This window comes from Streptomyces sp. NPDC030995, assembly GCF_055571215.1.
In genome coordinates this window covers 261773-277119 of record NZ_JBVIFS010000005.1, presented here as the reverse complement: position 1 = coordinate 277119, position 15347 = coordinate 261773, and the positions used below count along the sequence as shown (strand labels likewise).

Sequence of the window (15347 nt, the reverse complement as noted above, 5' to 3'; positions counted from 1 at the left end):
CCCGGTCTTACTTCAATTCGTAATATGACTAGTAGTCAGGAGTTGAAGAAGCAAGAGCTACCGCCGACCGCGTGGGCCGTTCTCGGTCTGCTCTCGTTCCCCGGCGAGCGCACCGGCTACGAACTGAAGAAGTGGGCGGACTCCTCGCTGCGCTTCTTCTACTGGTCACCGGCCATCAGCCAGATCTACGCGGAGCTGCGCCGCCTGGAGGACCTCGGTTACGCGGCCTCCGCACGCTCGGGACCCGAGGAAGCGCGGGCCAAGCGCCGTTACGCCATCACCGGCGCCGGGCGCGAGGCCCTGGCCGGATGGGCCGCCGACACCGCCGAGGCCGGGCCCCCGGTGCTCAAGCACGGGCTGCTGCTGCGGATCTGGCTCGGACACCTGGCCGAGCCGGAGCGGCTGCGCGCCATGGTCGGCGAGCACCTGGAGCGCACCCGGGGCGAGCTCGCCGCCGTACGGGAGGCCATGGAGCACGCGAGCGGCGTACCGGAATGGACCTTCCCCGCGCTCGCGCTGCGCTGGAGCGAGCGCCAGCACCTGGCCGAACTGGAGCTCGCCGAGGCCCTGCTCACCGACCTGGCGGGGCTCCCGGAGGCCGCCGGAGCCGGGGGTTCCCACGGCGGATCCGAGGACGGGACCCTGCGCCGTCAAGCCGGTGGGGACGCGCCCACGCCCGAGTGACGCGACAGTCCCGCTGCCGGCCGCCCCGGGGCGCACAACCCCGGCGGGAAGCGGCCAGGGCGCCCCTCAGGGGCGGTGCACGGGCGGTCCCTTCGCGCCCTCGGCGCACTAGCATGCGTCCTCATCGCGCGCGGCCGGTAGGGACACCGCGACCGCGCGGGGAGCCGCCGTCGACGGAAGCGAGAGAACCTTGACTTTCCTCACCATCGGTCACCGCGGGGTCATGGGTGTCGAACCGGAGAACACCCTGCGGTCGTATCGCCAAGCGGAACGTTCCGGCATGGACGTCATCGCCCTCGATCTCCGCCTGAGCAAGGACGGCGCCCTCGTCGCCCTGCACGACCCCGAGGTGGACCGGACCACCGACGGCTCGGGGGCCGTCGCCGATCTGACCCTGGCCGAGCTGCGCGAGCTGGACGCCGGCCAGGGCGAGCACGTGCCGGTCTTCGAGGAGGTCCTGGAGACGGTCCGGGCGCCGCTGCACGTGTCCGTACGGGACCTGGCCGCCGCCCGGGTGCTCGCGGAGCTGATCCTGCGCCGCGACCTCACCGCCCGGGTGGAAGTGGCCTCCTCCCAGGAGGCGGTGCTCGCCGAGACGGCCCGGCTGGTTCCGGGCGTGCGGACCACCCTGTACGCGGCCTCCCCCGGCGACGAGACCGAGGGCGCCGTCGACCGGGCACTGGCCGCCGGCGCCGGGACGATCGCCCTGGACATCCGCCGGGTCACCCTGGAGACGGTGGAGTCGGCGCACGCGGCCGGGCTGCGGGTGACCGGCTGGACGGTCAACACCCTGGAGCAGCTGCGGCTGGCCCGGGCGCTCGGACTGGACGGCGCGGCCACGGACTTCCCGGAGATCCGCAGCACCGGCCGCTTCACCGCCTGACGGCGGACACGGACCAGGGCCTGATCCGAAAGACAGATCCTAGAGCGCCTTGACCAGCAGCTCGAAGGCCAGGTCGTCCCGGAGCGGGACGCCGAAGCGCTCGTCTCCGTAGGGGAAGGGGCTCAGCTCGCCGGTGCGCCGGTAGCCGCGGCGCACGTAGTAGGCGATGAGGTCCTCCCGTACGTTCACCACGGTCATGCGCATCTCCGTGGCGCCCCACGTCTCGCGGGCGCGGCGCTCGGCCTCGGCCAGGATCTCCTTGCCGAGGCCGACGCCCTGGAGCCCGGGGCGGACGGCGAACATGCCGAAGTAGGCGTGGTCCCCCCGGTGTTCGAGCTGACAGCAGGCGACGAGCGCACCCGCGCGCTCGACGACGAGCAGGACCCCGTCCGGGCTTTCGATGACCGCGCGGACCCCGTCCGGGTCGGTGCGCTGACCGTCCAGGAAGTCCGCCTCGGTGGTCCAGCCGGCCCGGCTGGCGTCCCCGCGGTAGGCGGACTCGACGAGCTTCACCAGTTCCGGTACGTCCGCCTCCACGGCGCTGCGGAAGCTCAGGGCGGCGGGCTGGGCGGTCGGCATCGGGCGCTCCGTTCGGTGCAGTGGCATATGACATGCCTGGTAGGGCAGGGAGAGCGTATCCCGGGCCGGCGTGAGGGACACCTGAGTGGGCATCTCTGTCCGTGACGCCGACGAACCGGGAGGTTCCGCCGTGCACGGTTCCGCCACGTCCCTTTCCGCCTCCGTCTCCTCCTGGCTGCTGGTGCTGCTGTGCGCCGTGAGCGGTGCGTACTGCCTGCGGCGGGTGCGCGGGGCTGGCGGCGGCGCCGCCGGTGAGGCCCTGATGGGGTTCGGCATGGCGCTGATGGCGGTGCCCCTCGGACGCGGTGACGAGTGGCGGGTGCCCGTGCTGGGGGCGGTCTTCTGCGGTGCGGCCCTGCACGCCCTGTGGCTGCTGCGCGGCGGGGTGCACCACGCGCACCACGTGGTGGGCTCGCTGACGATGGTGTACATGGTCCTGATGGCGGGGTCCGGGCACGGGGAGGTGGCCGGGCACGGGGAGGGGTCCGGACTGCCGCTGCTGACCGGGGCGCTCCTCCTCTACTACGCCGGATACGTGGTGCTCGGCGGAGCCCGGCTGGTCACCGGGGGCGGCCCGGCCGCGCTGCCGGCCGCGGACCGCCGCGGCGGCCCGCCTGAGGTCATCCGCGCCTGCCGACTGGCCATGGGGATAGGGATGTTGGCCATGCTGCTCACGATGTGACGGCGCCGGCGGACGTGTCCTGCGTCACCAAAGACCCAAGGTCATACCCGCAGGTAGCCCCACGCTCATAGGCTGGCGGACATGATGGTCCCCGCCGCACTCCTGTTGCTCGGCGCCCTGACCGCGGTGCTCGCCCCCCGTCTGCTGGCCCGGGCCCAATGGCCCGAGCGCGAACCGGTCGTCGCCCTGTGGGCGTGGCAGTGCGTGGTCGGCGCGGTGCTCCTGTGCTTCGGGCTGTCGATGCTGCTGAGCGCGGCGGCCGCCTGGCAGGCGGTCCGGGGCCGGCTCTTCGCCTCCGCCCCGCACGGGGTCGTCGACGCCTACGGCCTGGGCGCCTCCGGCGGCCCGTGGGCCGCCGCCACCGCGCTCGCGCTGGCGGGCGGTGCGCTGTGGACCGGGGCGATGCTGGCCGCCGAGGTGCTGCGGGCGCGGGCCCGGCGGCGCGCGCAGGGCACCGAACTGCTGGTGCGGGCCCCGCTCATGCCCGGGGAGGACCCCGCGGGCGTGCGGCTCGTCGTACTGGAGGGGCCGCGGCCGGATGCCTGGTGGCTGCCGGGAGCGGCCCCGCAGCTGGTGGTCACGACGGCGGCGCTGGGCCGGCTGAAGGGGAGCCAGTTGGACGCCGTGCTGGCTCACGAACAGGGGCACGCGGCGGCCCGGCACGACTGGCTGCTGAACTGTTCGCGGGCACTGGCCCGGGGCTTCCCGCAGGTGCCGGTGTTCGCGGCATTCGAGGCGGAGATGCACCGGCTGGTGGAGATGGCCGCCGACGACGTGGCCTCGCGGCGGTACGGGCGGTTGACGATCGCGCTGGCGCTGGTCGGACTCAACGAGGACCGGGGGGTGTTCGGACCCTCCTCGACCCCGCAGGCCCACGTCCAGGAGCGGGTGCGCAGGCTGTTGTCGGCCGCGCCCCGGCTGTCGGCGAGCCGCAGGGTCCGGCTGACGGCCCTGGCCACGCTGGTCCCGGCGATTCCGCTGCTGGTGGCCTTCGTACCGGGGCTGAGCGCCCTGGCGTAGGGGGCGGGGTCCGGGGCGAGCCCGGCGCTGCCGGGTGGTCCGCCGGTGCGAGGATCCCCCTATGCGGAACGATCACTTGCGGTGGGCGGGCATCGGCTGTGCGCTGCTCGGGGCGCTTCTGACGGCGCTGGTGGTGGGGTGGCAGCCGCTCCTTTCGTACGACGAGCAGGTCGCCCGGGCCCTGCACGCCCACGCCGTCGCCCACCCCGGGGTCACCCACTTCATGCGGGTGCTCACCGACTGGGTGTGGGACCCGTGGACCATGCGGGCCCTGGCCGCCCTCGCCTGCGTGCTGTTGTGGTGGCGCGGCGACCGGGAGCGGGCCCTGCGGGTTGCGGTGGCCACGCTGGTTGCCACGGCGGTGCAGCAGGGGTTGAAGGCGCTGGTGGGACGGGAGCGTCCGGTGTGGTCGGACCCGGTGGACTCGGCGCAGTACGCGGCCTACCCGTCCGGTCACGCTCTGACGGCGACCGTGGTGTGCGGGCTGCTCCTGTGGCTGCTTCCCCGCCCGGCCCCGAAGTGGGCGCCGGCCGCCTGGGCACTGGCTGTGGTCTCGGTGCTCGGGGTCGGCTTCACCCGGATCTACCTCGGGGTGCACTGGCTGTCGGACGTGGTGGCGGGCTGGCTGCTGGGCGTGACCCTGGTGGCTCTCGCGACGTCCGGATCCGTCCCCCGGCGCGGTTCCGGCCGGGTGGAACGGTAGAGGTGGGGGGGCCTGCTCTGGGCGATCCCCCGTTTCACCCAGAGCAGGCGACCTCGCGCGCTGAGTATATTGGCTCTGAGCCAGTCAACGCAGGAGTAAGCATGTCCCCGCGCAGCGCATCGGTCAATGAAGAATTGCGCAGACGTTCCCGGGAGCGGCTGCTCCAGGCCACGGTCGAGCTCGTCGCCGAGCGGGGGTACGAGGCCACGACCCTCGGCGACATCGCCGACCGGGCGGGCGCGGCACGCGGCCTGGTCTCGTACTACTTTCCGGGCAAACGGCAGTTGCTCCAGTCGGCGGTGCACCGGCTGATGCACCTCACCCTGCACGCCGCGCTGGAGCGCGAGCCCCGGAGCGACGACGGACGCGAGCGGCTGGCGCGCGCCATCGACGCGATCCTCGGGCTGGCCCGGGACGAGTCGCTGCTGATGAGGACGCACATGGCCGGCATCCTCACGGCAGAGGGCTTCGTGCAGTGCCCGGAGCAGCAGCGGCTGGCGGAGCTGCTGCGGGACACGGTCACCCGGTACGGCTCGGCGGACCCGGACACGGACTATCCGCTCTTGCGGGCGCTGCTGATGGGCGCGGTCGTGGCGATCCTGCTGCCCGGTGCGCCGATGCCGGCGGCGCGCTTGCGGGCCGAGCTGTTCCAGCGCTACGGGCTGGACTGGGAGCTGGGCGTTCCGCCGGACGGCGGGCCGCCCGGCGGAACGTTTCCTTCACACCCTTAGCCTCGAGGGCGTCAGTGGTACTCGGGCTGGCTCTGCACGTTGAGCCGCTCCATCCACACCCACTTGGCGCGGTCGGTGCGCCAGTCGTCGAGCCTCAGCACGTCGAGGCCCTTGGCGATGTCGTTCGAGTAGATGTGCCCGTTGTAGTAGTACGCCGACCAGGACCCGCCGAGGCCGATCTTGTCCGTCGTCAACGGTCCCCGCTCGAAGTACGCGATCTCCTTCGGCTGTGCGGAGTCGGTGAACTCCCACACCGAGATGCCGCCCTGGTACCAGGCCTGCACCATGATGTCGCGGCCGCCGCCGACCGGGATCAGCGAGCCGTTGTGGGCCACGCAGTTCTCGGTGTCCGCCTGGTGGCGCGGAATCTTGAAGTAGCTGCGGAAGACGAGCTTGCGCTGGTCCCCGCTGCCGGTGATGTCGTAGACCCCGTCGGCGCCCCGGTTGGGGCCGGTGGCCTCGTTGCAGGTGGCGCCGCCACCGCCGCCGAGTTCGTCGGTGAACACCACCTTGTTCGCACGCTCGTTGAAGGTGGCCGAGTGCCAGAACGCGAAGTTCACGTTGTCCTGCACCCGGTCGATGACCCTCGGCTGCTCGGGCTTGCTGATGTCGAAGAGGATGCCGTCGCCCATGCAGGCGCCGGCGGCCAGGTTCTTCGACGGCAGCACCGTGATGTCGTGGCAGCCGGTGGTCTTGGAGACGCCCGGGTTGGTGGGCCCGCCCGGGTTGCCGCCGTCGGGGAAGAGGACCGGGAAGGCGACGACCGCGGCCTGCGTCGGAGCCTTCTTCGGGACCTTCACGACCGAGATGCCGTCGTGCGGCGGCTTGCAGTCGGGGAAGGCCTCGTTCGGGGAGTAGGAGGCGACGTAGAGGTAGATGTCCCGGCCGCCCGGCACCAGGGTGTGGGTGTGGGAACCGCAGGCGGTCTCGACGGACTTGATGTACTTGGGGTTCTTCTTGTCCTTGATGTCGAAGATCTTGATGCCCTCCCACGAGGACTTCTCCGTCGCGGGCTGCGAGACGCTGTTGCAGGAGTCGTCGCTGCGCGAGGAGTCGGTGGAGAGGAAGAGCAGGTCGCCGTGGACGGAAATGTCGTTCTGGCCGCCCGGGCAGAGCACCTGACTGACGGTCTTCGGTGCCTTCGGATTGGCGATGTCGTAGATCGTGAAGCCGTTGTAGTTGCCCGCGTAGGCGTACCTGCCCTGGAAGGCCAGGTCGGAATTGATCACCGTGGGGTCGGTGCTGGGGATGTTGGCCAGGGGTTTGATGTTGGCGCTGTGGACGATCTCGTCCTGGCCGGGGATGTCGCCCGGGGCGAGCTCCCTGCCCTCGATGAGGCCCGCGCCGCTCTGCTGGTTGCCATAACCGGGCGATAACTCGCCCGGGTCGGGGGTGGCGGCCGCCGGTCCGGCAGCCAGGAGCGTGGTGAGGAGCCCGGCCGCCGCGACGACCACTCCCACCCTCCCGTTTCGCACTCTCCTGGTGTGTTGCGAGGTCACTGTGCCCTCCCGTGAAAGCCCGATCGGTTCCGTTCGCAAGGGAACGGAACCAGGACCCCGGCAGTATCTTCCCTTCCATGGACATGGCAAAAGCCCCCCGGAGCCGCAAGGTGTTACGAACGCGGCTCGGCCGATTCACCGGAGCGGTCGCGGCCGCAGGCCTCGCGCTGATCCTCGCGGGCTGCCAGGGAGAGGACGAGGGAGCCCGGGCCGACGACGGCCGGGCCGTGATCGTCGCCCCCGGCAAGCCGGGCGAGAAGGCGCGCACGCTCACCCCGGAACAGGCCCTGAAGGAAAAGCCCGACGACACTCCGAACGCCGCCGACCACGCCTACGTACGGAACATGATCGAGCATCACCGGCAGGCACTGACGATGAGCGCGCTGGCGCCCGAGCGTGCCTCGGCGGAGGGGGTCAAGCGGCTGGCGGAGCGGATCACGGCCGCCCAGCAGCCCGAGATCGGGTCGATGGAGAAGTGGGCGGCCCTCCATCCCGCGCCCTCGGCGGGCTCCGGCGGGCACGGCCACGAACACGACCACGGCGCGATGCCGGGCATGGCGACGGAGCAGCAGCTCAAGGAGCTGGCCGATGCCAAGGGGGCCGACTTCGACAAGCTCTTCCTCAAACTGATGACCGCCCACCACGAGGGCGCCCTGAAGATGGCGGGCGAGGCGCTGACCGGCGGCAACAACGTGGCGGTCGAGGAGATGGCCACCGAGGTGGTGGCCACCCAGACCGCCGAGATCCACCGGATGCGCGCGATGGGCTGACGCCGGGGAGGGCCGGTGTCATGCTGGGACCACCTGCGGGAGGAGCTCCGCCGTGCTTCGTATCGCCGTCGTCGGATCGGGCCCCAGCGGGGTCTACGCGGCCCAGACGCTGGTCCAGCAGCGCGAGGTGCCGGGGGTGCGGGTCGACGTCCTGGACCGGCTGCCGGCTCCGTACGGGCTCGTACGGTACGGGGTCGCCCCGGACCACGAGAAGATCAAGTCGCTGCAGGGCAGCCTGCGCACCGTCCTGGAGGACGAGCGGATCCGCTTCCTCGGGAACATCGAGGTCGGCGGGGAGGCGCTGCCCACGCAGCGGCTGCTGGAGCTGTACCACGCGGTGGTGTACTGCGTGGGCGCGGCGCGGGACCGGCTGCTGGGGATCCCCGGCGAGGAGCTCGCCGGGGTGCACTCCGCGACGGCCTTCGTGTCTTGGTACAGCGGGCACCCGGACGCGGTCGGCGAGAGCTTCGACCTGCACGGGGTGGATTCGGCGGTGGTGGTCGGGGCGGGCAACGTCGCGGTGGACGTGACGCGGATCCTGGCTCGGGGCACGGCGGAACTGACCCCGACCGACATGCCGCAGCCGGCGCTCGGCGCGCTCGCGGACAGCGCGGTGCACAGGGTGTCGATGGTGGCCCGACGCGGGCCCTCCCAGGGCAAGTTCACCACCAAGGAGCTGCGCGAACTGGGCACGCTGCCGGGGGTGGACGCGCTGGCGGACCCCGCCGAGCTGGCGCTCGACCCCGTGTACGACGACCCGGGCGCGGCCGCCGCGCTGCCCGCGGTGGCCCGGCGGAACCTCGAGGTGCTGCGCGGCTGGGCGGAGCGGGGACCGGGCGACGCCGGGCGAAGCATCGCCCTGCGGTTCTATCTGCGCCCGGCGGAAATCCTCGGCGGACCCGACGGCCGGGTGACCGGCATGCGCTTCGAGCGGACCGCGCCGGACGGTCTCGGCGGGGTGACGGGGACGGGCGTGTACGAGGACATCGAGGCGCAGTTGGTACTGCGCTCGGTGGGGTACAAGGGCGTCCCGCTGGCCGGGCTCCCCTTCGACCCCGCGAAGGGCACGGTCCCGCACGCCGCGGGCCGGGTGCTGCGCGCGGGCCGGGCCTCGGTCGGGGAGTACGTGGCGGGCTGGATCAAGCGCGGCCCGACCGGGGTGATCGGCACGAACCGGCCCTGCGCCAAGGAGACCGCGTCCTCGCTGCTCCAGGACGCGGGGGCGCTGGCCCGCCGCGAGCTGCCCGGGGACCCCCTGGACGCCCTGCGGGCAGCGGGCCTGCATCCGGTGGAGTGGCCGGGCTGGCTGGCGATCGAGGCGGCGGAGGCCGATCTGGGACGCTCCCTGGGCCGCCGCTCGGTGAAGATCCCCGACTGGCAGGGCCTGCTGGGCGCGGCGGGTGTGGCATAGCTTGGTCCGAAAGCCGTGGACCGAGGGAGTGCAGTGAGACGTGCGGTGAGACGCGGTATCGCTCCGGTGCTGGCGGTGGCGGCCTGCGCCGCCGCCCTCGCGGCGTGCACGGACGCCCCGTCGCCGACCGGCTACCCCGCCGGCCCCACGGCGACGAGCACGGCCGCCCCGCCGGAGGCGACGGAGCTGGCCGGCCGCTACCACGAGGCCGGCGGGGACACCGACGTCTACGGCATCCAGCCGAACTTCAAACGGGAGGGCTACCCGCCGTACATCGTCGTCCACACCCGCAACCCGGACCCTGACAACGCGCTCTTCAAGAAGCAGGCGGCCTCCATCGCCTCCTTCCTGACCGGCAAGGAGGGCCTCTCCCTGGGCAGCGGCTACCTGATGGACGTGTACGGCCCGGACGGCCACCTGCTCCACCGCTGGGACGCCACGACCAACAGGTACTAGGCCCTGTCCGGGCGACAGACCTAGGCCGTCTCTTTCGGATCTTGCCGGTTAAGCCCGCGTTGTCTGGTGCCGTGCATCGCAAGGCGGAGGGGCGCCCGAGTACTGGACGTACTCGGGCGCCCCGACAACGCGGCGAGGTGCGGTGCCAGGCAGCGCGGGCCAGGCAAGATCCGAAAGAGACGGCCTAGGCGAGCCTCGCGTGCTCCGCGGCCGCGGCCGTGAGGACGCTGTCGAGGAGGCCGGGGAAGAGCGCCTCCAGGTCCTCCCGGCGCAGGGCGTTGAGCTTCGTGGTGCCGCGGTAGGCCTGCCGTACGACACCGCTCTCCCGCAGGACGCGGAAGTGGTGGGTGGTCGTGGACTTGGTGACCGGCAGGTCGAAGTACGAGCAGGCCAGGTCCGAGCCCGAGGCCGCGAGCTCGCGGACGATGGAGAGCCGGATCGGGTCGGAGAGCGCGTGGAGCACGCCCTCCAGGCGGATCTCGGCCGGCTCGGGGTGTGCGCAGGTGCGGGTCGCGTCCCGTTCCGTCATGTCCCTGCTCCACTCACTCGGCTGCCCCGCGTGCCATCGTACGAGAGTCGCCGGAGGACCCGCGTCTACCGGAAGCGGTGTCACCAGGAGCGGTGGTACTGATCCGGGGTACGGATCTCCGCGCCCAGCTCGTTCGCCGCGCGGCGGGCCCAGTACGGGTCGCGCAGCAGCTCCCGGCCCAGCAGCACCGCGTCGGCCTCCCCGTTGGCGAGGATCTTCTCGGCCTGCTCCGGTTCGGTGATCAGGCCGACGGCGGCCACGGGGAGCGTCGTCTCGGCCTTGACCCGGGCGGCGAAGGGCACCTGGTATCCCGGGCCGACCGGGATCGTCACCGCGGGGGCGAGGCCGCCCGTGGAGACGTCGAGGAGGTCCACGCCGTGCTCCTGGAGCAGCCCGGCCAGCCGGACGGTCTCGTCGGCGGTCCAGCCGTCCTCCTCCAGCCAGTCGGTGGCGGAGATCCGGAAGAACAGCGGGAGCTCCTCGGGCCACACCGCCCGTACGGCGTCCACGACTTCGAGGGCGAAGCGGGTCCGGTTCTCGAAGGAGCCGCCGTACGCGTCGGTGCGCTTGTTGCTGTGCGGGGAGAGGAACTCCCCGATGAGGTAGCCGTGGGCGCCGTGGATCTCGACGACCTCGTAGCCCGCGGCGAGCGCGCGCTGGGCGGCGGCCGCGAACTGGCCGGCGATCTCACCGATCTCATCGACCGTCAGCTCGTGCGGCACCGGGTGGCCCTCGGCGAACGGCACGGTGCTCGGGGCGACCGGCTGCCAGCCGTGCGCCTCGGGTCCCACCGGGGCGCCGCCCTTCCAGGTCCGGTCGGTGGAGGCCTTGCGGCCGGCGTGCGCGATCTGGATGCCGGGAACGGTGCCCTGGGCCTTGAGGAAGGAGGTGATCCGGCGCATCGCCTCGACCTGCGTGTCGTTCCAGATGCCGAGGTCGTAGGGGGAGATCCGGCCCTCGGGGGAGACCGCGGTGGCCTCCTGGATGATCAGGCCGGTGCCGCCGACGGCGCGGGCCGCGTAGTGCGCGAAGTGCCAGTCGCCCGCCACGCCGGCGTTCGGGCCGAAGGCCTCGGCGCTGTACTGGCACATGGCGGCCATCCACACGCGGTTGGGGATGGTGACCGAGCGGAGGGTGTGGGGCGCGAACAGGGCGGCGAAGGTGGCGGGGGCGGCTGAGGCAGCACTCATCAGGGATCTCCAGATGTCACCGGGCGCGCCGGGGATCGGCGGCCAAGTACGAGGATCACCGTACTACGAAATCTCTCGTAGTACGAGACCTGCCGTACAAGCCTTCCGGGTTTCGCGCGCGACGACTGTCAGTGGGCGGGTGCAGACTGGCCGGAAAGCGCTCCGCAGGGATCGCCCCGCATGGACAACGACGTCCGGAGGTGCCGGCCATGGCCGACGTACTGCTGCTCGTGGGAACCCGCAAAGGACTGTTCATCGGCCGCCGCCAGGGTGGCGGCCCGTGGGAGTTCGACGGACCCCATTTCAACGCCCAGGCCGTCTACGCGGTCGCCGTCGACCGGCGGGGCCCGGCGCCCCGGCTGCTGGTCGGCGGGGACAGCACGCACTGGGGGCCGTCCGTCTTCAGCTCGGACGACCTCGGGGTGACATGGCGGGAGCCCGCCGCGGCCGCCGTGAAGTTCCCCCAGGACACCGGGGCCTCGCTGGAGCGGGTCTGGCAGCTGCAACCGGCCGGCCCCGAGGCCCCGGACGTGGTGTACGCGGGGACGGAACCGGCCGCGCTGTTCCGCTCCACGGACCGGGGCGAGTCCTTCGAGCTGGTCCGCCCGCTCTGGGAGCACCCGAGCCGCGGCAAGTGGCAGCCGGGCGGTGGCGGCGAGGGCCTGCACACGGTGATCACCGATCCCCGCGACCCGGACGCGGTGACGGTGGCCGTCTCCACCGCCGGGGTGTTCCGCACCATGGACGGCGGGGCCAGCTGGACACCGTCCAACGAAGGGGTCTCGGCGGTGTTCCTGCCGGACCCGCGCCCCGAGTTCGGCCAGTGCGTGCACAAGATCGCCCAGGACGCCGGGGACACGGACCGGCTCTATCTGCAGAACCACTGGGGTGTCTACCGCAGCGACGACGCGGGGGCCCGCTGGACCGACATCGGCGGCGGGCTGCCCTCCGACTTCGGCTTCGCGGTGGCCGCCCATCCGCACCGGCCCGACACCGCCTACGTGTTCCCGCTCAACGCCGACTCCGACCGGGTGCCGGCCGAGCACCGCTGCCGGGTGTTCCGCACCCAGGACGCGGGCGCCAGCTGGGAGCCGCTGTCGCGCGGGCTGCCGGCCGGGGCCCACTACGGCACCGTGCTGCGGGACGCGCTGTGCACGGACGACGCGGACCCGGCGGGGATCTACTTCGGCAACCGCAACGGCGAGCTGTACGCCAGCCACGACGACGGCGAGAGCTGGCAGCTGCTGGCCGAGCACCTGCCGGACGTACTGTGCGTGCGGGCGGCGACGATCGGCCAGTAGAGTGATCCACCGTGGCAGCACGACCGTTGAACGAGATCGTCGAGCCGGGCTGGGCCCGGGCTCTGGAGCCGGTGGCGGGGCAGATCGCCGCCATGGGCGACTTCCTGCGCGCCGAGATCGCGGCGGGGAGAACGTACGTCCCGGCCGGGGCCAACGTGCTGCGCGCCTTCCAGCAGCCCTTCGACGAGGTCAAGGTCCTGATCGTCGGCCAGGACCCCTACCCCACCCCGGGGCACGCGGTGGGCCTGTCCTTCTCGGTGGCCCCCGACGTGCGGCCGGTCCCGCCGAGCCTCGACAACATCTTCCTGGAACTGCACCGGGACCTCGGCACCGGCCGGCCGGCGAACGGCGACCTCACCCCGTGGACCCGGCAGGGCGTGCTGCTGCTCAACCGCTCTCTCACGACCGCGCCCCGGCGCTCCAACGCGCACCAGGGCAAGGGCTGGGAAGCCGTGACCGACCAGGCCATCCGGGCGCTCGCCGCACGCGGCAAACCGCTGGTCTCCATCCTCTGGGGCCGGGCGGCCCGCAATCTGCGGCCGCTGCTCGGCGAACTGCCGGTGGTGGAGTCCTCCCACCCCTCCCCCAAGTCCGCCGATTACGGATTCTTCGGGTCCAGGCCGTTCAGCCGGACGAACGAGTTGCTGGTGGGCCAGGGTTCACAGCCTGTGGACTGGCGCTTGCCGTCCGTCAGTTGAGGGTATCTGTTCTTCAGCGGATAAATACGGACAGATGCCGCGCGAGAAGGCCCTGCCCGAACACCTGGTTCCGATAAGCCAGTAGCATGCGGCGCCATGAGCTCCCCCACTGGGCCCGCAAATGGCCTGCCCGTACGAATGCCGCGACCCCGCCAGACCGGACGGCACCGCCGGCCCGAGCCCGCGGCGGCGCCCGAGGGCGCGCCCGCGCTGGTGCTCGCCGTGCCCGGTGCCCCCTCGGCCGCCTCGCGTGGGCTCGCGGAAGAGATCATCAGCATCGGCCGCTCCGAGCTGCCGGGCCTCGACGCCCGGATCGGTTTCCTCGACGGTGACGACGCCTCCGAGTTCCCGTCGCTGTCCGGTGTGCTGACCGCCGTCGCGACCGAGCGTGCCGCGCGCGCGGAGTTCGCCCGCGCCGCCGGCCACGAGGTGCCCGCGCCGACCGGCCCGGACGCCGTGGTCGTCCCGCTGCTGGCCGGTCCGGACGGCGATCTGCTCCGCCGGATCCGCCAGGCCCTGATGGACTCCTCGGCCGCCGCCGAGCTGGCCGACGTACTCGGCCCGCACCCGCTGCTCGCCGAGGGCCTGCACGTGCGGCTGTCCGAGGCGGGCCTGGCCCGCGCCGACCGCGCCCGGCTCTTCACCGTGACCACCGCCGCCGACGGCATCGTGCTGGCCACCACCGGTGGCGAGGAGGCCGTACAGGCCGCCGGGATCACGGGCATGCTGCTCGCCGCCCGGCTCGCGGTGCCCGTCAAGGCAGCCGCGCTGGACCAGGAGGGCTCGGTGGCCGCGGCCGCGGAGCAGCTGCGCCGCGAGGGCTCCACGCAGCTCGCGCTCGCCCCGTACCTGATCGGCCCGGAGGCCGCCGACGGGCTGCTGGACACCGCTTGCAAGGAGGCCGACTGCGCCGCCGCCGAGGTGCTCGGCGCCTACGGTGCGCTCGGCAAGCTGGTCGTCGCGCAGTACTCCGCGGCGCTCGGGCTCAGCCAGGGCGCCTCTGTGAACTGAACCGTCCCACCACGACGTGAGGGGCCCCCGCCGGTCGGCGGGGGCCCCTCACGTCGTGTCGCGCGCCGTGTCCTGTCGCATCACGTCGCGCCGTACGGCCGTCGGCCGAAGACCACGCAGGTGGGTGCGGGCACGGCCACCGAGCCGGCCTGGTGCGGGTGCCCGGTCAGCGGGTCCACGTCGAACCAGGCGACGCTCCCCGAGCGCTCGTTGGCCGTGTAGAGCCGGCGTCCCGAGGGGTCCACGGCGAGATCGCGCGGCCAGTCGCCGCCGCAGTGGGCGACGCCGGTGAGCTGCGGCTTTTCGGCCCCGTCGGCGAGGGAGAGGGTGGCGATGGCGTCGGCGCCGCGGACCGCCGCCCAGACGAAGCGCCCGTCGGGTGAGGCGACGACCGCGGAGGGGTAGGCCCGTACGGCCCCCGAGCCGGCCTCTGAGAGGACCGGAACCTCCCGGACCGGTTCCAGCCTCCCCGCCTCCGCGTCCCACCGGCAGACGGTCAGCAGCGGCCTCAGCTCGTTCACCACGTACGCCACCTCACCGTCCGGATGGAAAGCGAGGTGGCGCGGGCCGTTGCCCGGGGCCAGCGCGGTCTCGGAGTGCGGCCGCAGCGCGCCGGTGGCCCCGTCCGGCGCGCAGACCCGTACGGAGTCGGTGCCCAGGTCCACGCTCAGCACCCAGCGGCCGGTCGGGTCGGGCACCACCTGGTGGGCGTGCGGGCCCTCCTGCCGGTCCGCGTCGGGACCGGAGCCGTGGTGCGGAAGGACACGGGCGGGTCCACCCGGACTGCCGTCGGCGGCCAGTGGCAGGCTGCTGACGTCTCCGGAGGTGTAGTTGGCGGTGAGCAGCCGGGTCCCGGCCACGCTCAGGTGAGTGGGGCCGGAGCCCCCGACGCGGACGGGGGCTCCGAGGGGGGTGAGGCCCTCGGCGGTGGGCCGGAAGGCGGCCACCGCTCCCTGCGCGGTCTCGCTCACCGCGTAGAGCACGCCGGTGTCCCGGGCGAGGGCGAGGTACGACGGGTCCTCGGCGGCGGCGACCGAGAGCGGGGTCAGCGCCCCGGTCGCCGGATCCACGGCCGCGGTGGTGACACCGCGGCCGCCCGCCGATGTGAACGAGCCGATGTAGGCCCGGTGTTCCGCCGCGCCGGCCGTCTTGTCACCCATGCCGTGTCCCTCCGCCGATCGGTTCGGAGCCGACGGTAAC

General features: G+C 72.9%; 17 protein-coding genes. 12 read left to right on the top strand and 5 right to left on the bottom strand.

Annotated features, from left to right (window positions below; genetic code table 11):
• Positions 1 to 24 precede the first annotated feature (24 nt).
• Together ACZ45T_RS11440 and ACZ45T_RS11435 are read left to right on the top strand one after the other, a co-directional pair.
• The gene (locus ACZ45T_RS11440) at positions 25 to 684 is read left to right on the top strand and encodes a PadR family transcriptional regulator (protein WP_468439851.1); all 660 of its coding nucleotides are present in this window, start codon (positions 25 to 27) and stop codon (positions 682 to 684) included.
• Between the two features lie 190 nt (positions 685 to 874).
• A complete protein-coding gene (locus tag ACZ45T_RS11435) occupies positions 875 to 1567 on the top strand; it encodes a glycerophosphodiester phosphodiesterase (RefSeq protein WP_468439849.1) in 693 nt (230 codons plus the stop codon).
• 39 nt (positions 1568 to 1606) lie between these two features.
• Here the strand turns inward: ACZ45T_RS11435 and ACZ45T_RS11430 are convergent, their stop codons facing one another.
• Entirely contained in the window at positions 1607 to 2146 is a 540-nt protein-coding gene (locus ACZ45T_RS11430; protein WP_468439847.1) for a GNAT family N-acetyltransferase, read from the bottom strand.
• Positions 2147 to 2231: 85 nt separating this feature from the next.
• On the opposite strand from ACZ45T_RS11430, the gene ACZ45T_RS11425 reads away from it, so the two are divergent.
• The 4 genes from ACZ45T_RS11425 (at position 2232) to ACZ45T_RS11410 (ending at position 5282) form a co-directional block, all read left to right on the top strand.
• Positions 2232 to 2828 (top strand): DUF5134 domain-containing protein, encoded by a 597-nt coding sequence (locus ACZ45T_RS11425; RefSeq protein ID WP_468439845.1) that lies wholly within the window; start codon positions 2232 to 2234, stop codon positions 2826 to 2828.
• Between the two features lie 81 nt (positions 2829 to 2909).
• On the top strand, positions 2910 to 3848 hold the full coding sequence (locus tag ACZ45T_RS11420; protein WP_468439843.1) for a M56 family metallopeptidase: 939 nt from the start codon (positions 2910 to 2912) through the stop codon (positions 3846 to 3848).
• A gap of 61 nt (positions 3849 to 3909) precedes the next feature.
• Positions 3910 to 4551, top strand: coding sequence for a phosphatase PAP2 family protein (locus tag ACZ45T_RS11415; RefSeq protein WP_468439841.1), 642 nt, complete (start codon positions 3910 to 3912; stop codon positions 4549 to 4551).
• A 101-nt stretch (positions 4552 to 4652) separates the two neighbouring features.
• Positions 4653 to 5282, top strand: a complete 630-nt coding sequence (locus ACZ45T_RS11410; RefSeq protein ID WP_468439839.1) for a TetR/AcrR family transcriptional regulator — start codon at positions 4653 to 4655, stop codon at positions 5280 to 5282.
• An 11-nt stretch (positions 5283 to 5293) separates the two neighbouring features.
• Here the strand turns inward: ACZ45T_RS11410 and ACZ45T_RS11405 are convergent, their stop codons facing one another.
• The gene (locus ACZ45T_RS11405; protein WP_468439837.1) at positions 5294 to 6781 is read right to left on the bottom strand and encodes an LVIVD repeat-containing protein; all 1488 of its coding nucleotides are present in this window, start codon (positions 6779 to 6781) and stop codon (positions 5294 to 5296) included.
• 83 nt (positions 6782 to 6864) lie between these two features.
• On the opposite strand from ACZ45T_RS11405, the gene ACZ45T_RS11400 reads away from it, so the two are divergent.
• Genes ACZ45T_RS11400 through ACZ45T_RS11390 form a run of 3 tightly spaced genes read left to right on the top strand, consistent with a single transcriptional unit; the run spans position 6865 to position 9418 of the window.
• On the top strand, positions 6865 to 7551 hold the full coding sequence (locus ACZ45T_RS11400) for a DUF305 domain-containing protein (RefSeq protein WP_468440052.1): 687 nt from the start codon (positions 6865 to 6867) through the stop codon (positions 7549 to 7551).
• 52 nt (positions 7552 to 7603) lie between these two features.
• Positions 7604 to 8962 carry an FAD-dependent oxidoreductase gene (locus tag ACZ45T_RS11395; protein WP_468439835.1) on the top strand — a complete coding sequence of 453 codons (1359 nt, stop codon included), beginning with the start codon at positions 7604 to 7606 and terminating at the stop codon, positions 8960 to 8962.
• A gap of 45 nt (positions 8963 to 9007) precedes the next feature.
• Entirely contained in the window at positions 9008 to 9418 is a 411-nt protein-coding gene (locus ACZ45T_RS11390; RefSeq protein WP_468439833.1) for a hypothetical protein, read from the top strand.
• A gap of 184 nt (positions 9419 to 9602) precedes the next feature.
• Here ACZ45T_RS11390 and ACZ45T_RS11385 read toward each other — a convergent pair whose 3' ends face one another.
• Both ACZ45T_RS11385 and ACZ45T_RS11380 read right to left on the bottom strand, forming a co-directional pair.
• The gene (locus ACZ45T_RS11385) at positions 9603 to 9947 is read right to left on the bottom strand and encodes an ArsR/SmtB family transcription factor (protein WP_468439832.1); all 345 of its coding nucleotides are present in this window, start codon (positions 9945 to 9947) and stop codon (positions 9603 to 9605) included.
• An 80-nt stretch (positions 9948 to 10027) separates the two neighbouring features.
• Complete coding sequence (locus ACZ45T_RS11380; RefSeq protein ID WP_468439830.1) at positions 10028 to 11137, bottom strand: NADH:flavin oxidoreductase/NADH oxidase; 1110 nt, start codon at positions 11135 to 11137, stop codon at positions 10028 to 10030.
• 209 nt (positions 11138 to 11346) lie between these two features.
• Between ACZ45T_RS11380 and ACZ45T_RS11375 the strand changes: the two genes are divergently transcribed.
• The 3 genes from ACZ45T_RS11375 to ACZ45T_RS11365 all read left to right on the top strand — a co-directional run bounded on the left by ACZ45T_RS11375 (position 11347) and on the right by ACZ45T_RS11365 (position 14147).
• Positions 11347 to 12438 (top strand): WD40/YVTN/BNR-like repeat-containing protein, encoded by a 1092-nt coding sequence (locus ACZ45T_RS11375; RefSeq protein ID WP_468439828.1) that lies wholly within the window; start codon positions 11347 to 11349, stop codon positions 12436 to 12438.
• Between the two features lie 11 nt (positions 12439 to 12449).
• Entirely contained in the window at positions 12450 to 13136 is a 687-nt protein-coding gene (locus ACZ45T_RS11370; RefSeq protein WP_468439826.1) for a uracil-DNA glycosylase, read from the top strand.
• Positions 13137 to 13232: 96 nt separating this feature from the next.
• Positions 13233 to 14147 carry a sirohydrochlorin chelatase gene (locus ACZ45T_RS11365; protein ID WP_468439824.1) on the top strand — a complete coding sequence of 305 codons (915 nt, stop codon included), beginning with the start codon at positions 13233 to 13235 and terminating at the stop codon, positions 14145 to 14147.
• An 80-nt stretch (positions 14148 to 14227) separates the two neighbouring features.
• On the opposite strand, the gene ACZ45T_RS11360 is transcribed toward ACZ45T_RS11365, so the two are convergent.
• Positions 14228 to 15307: a lactonase family protein gene (locus ACZ45T_RS11360; RefSeq protein ID WP_468439822.1), complete on the bottom strand. Its 1080-nt coding sequence runs from the start codon at positions 15305 to 15307 to the stop codon at positions 14228 to 14230.
• Positions 15308 to 15347 lie beyond the last annotated feature (40 nt).